Annotated in this window: 4 protein-coding genes; all 4 read left to right on the top strand. The window is 71.9% G+C overall.

The features are described 5' to 3' along the window. The coding region (locus tag D7W79_RS39425) for a cyclic nucleotide-binding domain-containing protein (protein ID WP_147442289.1) at positions 1-1,240 on the top strand (1,240 nt) is incomplete at its 5' end. Between the two features lie 181 nt (positions 1,241-1,421). Then, positions 1,422-2,339 carry a hypothetical protein gene (locus D7W79_RS39420; RefSeq protein ID WP_208729962.1) on the top strand — a complete coding sequence of 306 codons (918 nt, stop codon included), beginning with the start codon at positions 1,422-1,424 and terminating at the stop codon, positions 2,337-2,339. A gap of 6 nt (positions 2,340-2,345) precedes the next feature. Continuing rightward, complete coding sequence (locus D7W79_RS39415; RefSeq protein WP_120530368.1) at positions 2,346-4,061, top strand: acyl-CoA synthetase family protein; 1,716 nt, start codon at positions 2,346-2,348, stop codon at positions 4,059-4,061. Positions 4,062-4,075: 14 nt separating this feature from the next. Beyond that, positions 4,076-4,299: DUF4280 domain-containing protein (locus tag D7W79_RS39410; RefSeq protein ID WP_147442287.1), on the top strand; the 224-nt coding region annotated here is incomplete at its 3' end.

The following is a 4,299-nucleotide window of genomic DNA, read 5'->3' as shown; positions in this document are numbered from 1 at the left end:
CTCCATGCCCGAGCTTCCCCAGACCCGGACCCCCAGCGGACGCTGGCAGGCCCTCGCGCCGCCCATCACGGGTCCCGACGTCACCCCGGCCGCCACCGAGCCGAAGGTCCCCGTCCAGACCGCGCCCCCGGGCCTGCGCCCGCGCCGCGCGGATGCGCCCCCCATGCCCACGGTCACGCCCGCCGCCGGAGCCTCCGTGGTGCCCACCACCGCCGGAGCCCCGGAGCCCTGGCGCGCGTCCCTGCGCGTCTCCAGCTTCACGGAGTTGGAGATCGAAGCGGACTCCCTGCTGCACGCGGTGGAGCTCGCGGCCCAGCGGGGACTGTCCGAACACGCGACGGAAGAGGAGCCCATCTACGAGCTGACCGAGGAGGCCGGGCCCGCCCCCGGCAGCCTGGACGCGCTGCCGGCCATCCCGCTCTTCTCCGACCTGCCGCGCGACGCGTTCATCCAGCTCTTCGAACGCTGCCCGCTGCGGCGCTTCGGCCCCGGTGAGCGCATCCTCGCGCAGGGCACGCACGGCGACGCCTTCTACGTCATCTGCGAGGGCAGCGTGCGCGTGTTCCGCGAGGAGGACGGCCGCCGCCAGGACCTGGCCACGCTGGAGGGCGGAGCCTTCTTCGGCGAGATGGCGCTGCTGTCCGGAGCCCCGCGCGCCGCCTCCGTGGAGTCCCTCTCCGACGACACGCAGGTGCTCGAAATCTCCGCCTCCGTGCTCGCCACGCTGTCGCGCAGCCACCCGCCCGTGGCGAAGGCCCTCAAGAAGTTCTGCCGCGAGCGCCTCCTCGCGAACGTGATGAACAGCTCCGCGCTGTTCCGCCCGTTCAACCGCAAGGACCGGCGCGGACTCGTGGAGCGCTTCCGGGCCCGCGACGTCGAGCGCGGCGACGTCATCATCCGCGAAGGCGACGCCACCGACGGCCTCTACGTCGTCCTCTCCGGCGAGGTGGAGGTCCACAAGAACGGCCAGCCGCTGTCGCGCCTGAAGGAAGGGGACCTCTTCGGAGAGATCTCCCTCCTGCAGAAGACCCCGGCCACCGCCACCGTGGAGGCGTCGCGCCACACCACGCTGCTGCGCCTGCCGCGCGAGGACTTCGACTCGCTCATCTCCAGCCACCCGCAGGTGCTGATGCTCGTCTCGGACTTGAGCGACGAACGCCTGCGCCGCACGCAGCACGTGCTGGGCACCGAAGCGGACGCCGCACCGGACACCGACGAGGAAGACCTCATCCTCGTCTGAGGACGGCGCCCTTGGGGGTCCCACGGCCCCCGTCCCACCCCTGAGGTCACCTGACGCATCCGGCCGGCGCGCCGCGCATCCCCGCCGGTCGGCCTCACGCCGGACGACCCATCAGGCTCACCGCGAAGCGGGGCAGGGCGTCAGGTTGTGACACCCGGAGGTGCCCGCTATCCTGCCCGCCATGGCTGGAGGCCAGCACGCGACAGCGGGATTGGGGCCCGACGACATCGCCGAGCTGGAAGCCCTTGGCTCCGAGCCCGGCTACGACGTGTTCCTTGCTCCCGCGCGAGCCCTCGAAGGCGCCGTGGAGGAGTGCCGCTCCAACATCGCGCTCGCCTTCCACAACACGAAGCGCGGCGTGGACAGCGTGCTGGCCCGCGAGGCGGAGGTCGCCACGCTGCCGGGCGTGAACGTGGCCGAGCTGCGCGACCTGCCGCTCCTCGCCCAGGGCCTGGCGTTCGCCGCGCTGCGCGTCCAGCGCGACATGCGGGCCAGCGCCTTCGGAGGCCTCTTCGACCGCGCCCAGCAGCTGCGCCGCAAGCTGCTGAAGACGGCGGAGGCGCTCGCGGAGGCCTCCTTCCTCACGGCGGGCGACGTCTCGGCCACCCATGGAGAGGGCCACCGCGACGTGGTGGGGGACTGCCTGGGGCTCGTGGCGCTGTTCCGCCAGCACGAGGCGAAGCTGGCCGGCCGCTCGCCCGTCACGCCCGAGGACGTGAACGAGGTGGAGCGCGTCGCGGAGCAGCTGCGCGCCCTGCTCGCGGCCCCGGGTGAGGCCCGCGACTCCGGGAGTTCGCCGCTGCTCTTCGAGGCCACGGAGACGCGCGATCGCTTCTGGACGCTGCTCACCCGGCGCCATGACGTCCTCTGGCGCTGTGGCGCGTGGCTCTTCGGCCGCGACGTGGACATGCACGTGCCGCCACTCCAGGCCCGCCACCCCCTGGTGCGCGCCGTCGTGCCCACGTCCATCGAACGCGCGAAGCCACAGCAGACGCCCGCGAAGCGCGGCGCGACCCCGATCGACTACGCCTCGGACAGCAACGTGCGCTCCAAGGTCCGCTTCATGGTGAAGGTCGGCTTCGACTTTCCCTCCCGCTAGACACCCATGCCTTTCGACGTGAAGGACATCCTCCGGCAGCTGGAAGCCGGCTTCGCCCCGGAGTCCGGTGCCCCGAAGTGGTGGCAGGAGAGCTGGGAGGATCCGGACGGATTCGCCGCCGCGCTCGCGGAGGCCCACGCGGGTCGGGGCGTCCCGCCGCCCAAGAGCCGCCCGGGCCAGCAGTACGACTTCTTCCACGACCTCATCGTGCGCCACGTCGCGCTGGAGCGCCCCGCGTTCCGCACGCACGCGCGCATCCAGGGCTGGCAGACCCTGGGCTACCGCACGCTGCACGACCTGGCCTCGCGCCGCGCCAGCGAGTGGGCGGATCAGGGCGTCGAGCCGGGCATGAAGGTCTGCCTGGTCCACGGCGTGGGGCAGGAGCTGCTCGTGTCGCTGCTGGCCACGCTGAAGCTGGGAGGCTGCTTCACGCTCCTGCCGCCCATGGGCCCACGCGCCATGGCCACCCGGCTGGACATCCTGAAGCCGGACTTCATCGCCGCCGAGCCCCACCAGCTCCCTCTCCTCAAGGGCCACGAGCAGCTGCTGCTCAAGAGCCAGGGGAGGGGAGCGCCGGGCTTCACGTCCCACACCTACAAGCCCACGGACGTGGTGGGGCTGCTCTTCTCGCCGCTGGTGGATCCGCCGCACACGCCCGTGCCCCTCACCGCGGAGGACGCGTGGAAGGGCGCCATCGGCGACGGGATGCTCACCTTCGGCCTCGGGCAGGGGGACCTCCTCGCGGCGCCGGACTTCCCGGTGCTCCAGCACCTGCCGGCGCTCCTCTTCGCCACGCTGCTGCGCGGCGCCACCTACCTGCACCTGGAGATGGCGGACCTGGCGCTCAACCCGGCCCCGCTCCTGGAGCACCCGCTGCGCGCCCTGGGCGTCACGCCGAAGCTGCGCGACCTGCTGTTGCGCCACCGCGCCTCCTTGCGCAACGTGCAACACTGGTTCCGCAACCCGGAGGAGCCCTACGACGCCCAGGCGTGGCGCACGTGGGTGAAGCAGTGCGGCCTCCAGTCCGTGCCGTCCTCCAACATCCTCATCGACGCGTCCGCTGGCGGCGCGGTGCTGATGTCGTCGCGCGGCGTGACGGACCCGGCCACGGACGTGCACACGGACGTCTTCCCCGTGCCGGGCCGCGCGTGGACGCTGAAGGATCCGAACGAGAGCGGGCAGGGCGCTCCCTCGGACGTGGGCGTCTTCACGCTCCTGCCGGACAAGGACCGCCCGCCGGGCCATGTCCTGCTCGCGCGGATCCGCCAGCGCTACCACTACGGGGGCACGCAGGGCTTCCGGCATGACGGCCGTACCTACTCCGCGAAGGAGGTCACCTCCGCGCTGGAGGACGTGCCATTCCTCGTGGGCACCAGCGTGGTGCCGGTGTCCACGGGCGGCCTCGCCAGCCACGCCCGCTTCATCCTCCTGGCCTTCACCGGGGCCACGCCTGCCTCCCCGTCCAGTGAGCAGGAGCTCAACCGGCGCATCGAAATGCTCCTGGGCGGGGATTTCCTGCCCGACCGCATCGAGTTCTTTCCGCTCTTTCCACACCGGGTGAAGGGCGTGGTCGACGACGCGTGGTGCGCCTCGCAGTTCTTCACTGGCGCGCTGCATCGCAAAGCGAAGGACCCGATGTTCCAGGCCCTCACCGCCCTGCGGGGACGCCTGCTGGAAAGCGCTGCCGCTTCGGGCGAAGATGTCCCGTCGCGCGCGCGCTGAAAAAGGAGCGGCACATGGGTGTCCAGGTCGTGATGGGAGCAATGCTCCAATGCAGCTTCGGGGTGGCTCCGTCGTCGCTGATGGTCCTGCCCGCGAACCGGGTGATGGCCACGACGCCCGCGGCGAACATCATGGACAACAAGCCGCTGCTGAACATCCTGCCCTTCGGCATGTGCAACTCGCTGGCGAACCCCATGGTGGCGGCGGCCACCGCGGCGGCCCTGGGCGTCCTCACCCC

It is taken from the genome of Corallococcus exercitus, from assembly GCF_003611585.1.
GTDB classification, from domain to species: domain Bacteria; phylum Myxococcota; class Myxococcia; order Myxococcales; family Myxococcaceae; genus Corallococcus; species Corallococcus exercitus.
Note: the sequence above shows the minus strand (reverse complement) of the source record. Positions and strands in the feature narration are given on the sequence as shown.

Coding starts and splice junctions, on each gene's coding strand:
- D7W79_RS39415 (WP_120530368.1), top strand. CDS start 2,346: ATGCCTTTCGACGTGAAGGACATCCTCCGGCAGCTGGAAGCCGGCTTC.
- D7W79_RS39420 (WP_208729962.1), top strand. CDS start 1,422: ATGGCTGGAGGCCAGCACGCGACAGCGGGATTGGGGCCCGACGACATC.